Raw genomic sequence first — 926 nt, 5'->3', positions numbered from 1 at the left:
GCAGGGCTTGGCATGGCCGTGGCCCACCACCTGCGCGCCGAAGATGACCCCGCCTACCGTGAACGCAACGTGATTGCCGTGATCGGTGATGGCTCCATTTCCGCCGGTATGGCGTATGAGGCCATGAACAACGCCGCCGTGGCAGGCCCGGGTGCGGAGCGGCTGATCGTTATTCTCAACGATAACGAAATGTCCATCGCCCCGCCTGTGGGGGCCATGTCCAACTACCTCTCGCGCCTCATGTCCTCACGCAAGTTCATGGAGCTGCGCGAACTGGCGGGCAAGTTTGTCAAAAAACTGCCAGCCCCGGTCGAGCGCACCGCCCGCAAGGCGGACGAATATGCCCGCGGCATGATTACGGGCGGCACCCTGTTCGAGGAGTTGGGCTTTTACTACGTCGGCCCCGTGGACGGGCATGACCTGCCGCAACTGGTCAACATCCTGCGCAACCTGCGTGACACGGACAAAGGCCCGATCCTGCTCCATGTCATTACCGAAAAAGGGCACGGCTACCGCCCGGCAGAAAACGCGGGCGACAAATACCACGCTGTGGCCAAGTTCAACGTCATTACCGGTGAGCAGAAAAAAGGCCCTGCTGGCCCGCCCAGCTACACCTCCGTATTTGCACGTGAGCTGGTGCGCCGCGCCCAGACCGACAGACGGCTGACCGCCGTGACCGCCGCCATGCCGTCCGGCACGGGGCTGGATGCCTTTGCCAAGAACTACCCCGACCGGTTTTTTGACGTAGGGATTGCCGAGCAGCACGCTGTTACCTTTGCCGCAGGCATGGCCACCGAAGGGCTGCGCCCGTTCTGCGCCATTTACTCCACCTTCCTCCAGCGTGCGTATGATCAGGTCATGCACGATGTGGTGCTCCAGAACCTGCCGGTCCGCTTTGCCATTGACCGTGCCGGTCTGGTGGGGGC

General features: G+C 62.6%; 1 protein-coding gene. It reads left to right on the top strand.

The features are described from left to right. On the top strand, positions 1-926 hold a 926-nt coding region (locus HK26_RS13060; RefSeq protein ID WP_307772215.1), incomplete at both ends, for a 1-deoxy-D-xylulose-5-phosphate synthase N-terminal domain-containing protein.

Source organism: Acetobacter okinawensis (genome assembly GCF_002153655.1).
Classification (GTDB): Bacteria; Pseudomonadota; Alphaproteobacteria; order Acetobacterales; family Acetobacteraceae; genus Acetobacter; species Acetobacter okinawensis_A.
This window is presented reverse-complemented; position numbering and strand designations above follow the sequence as displayed.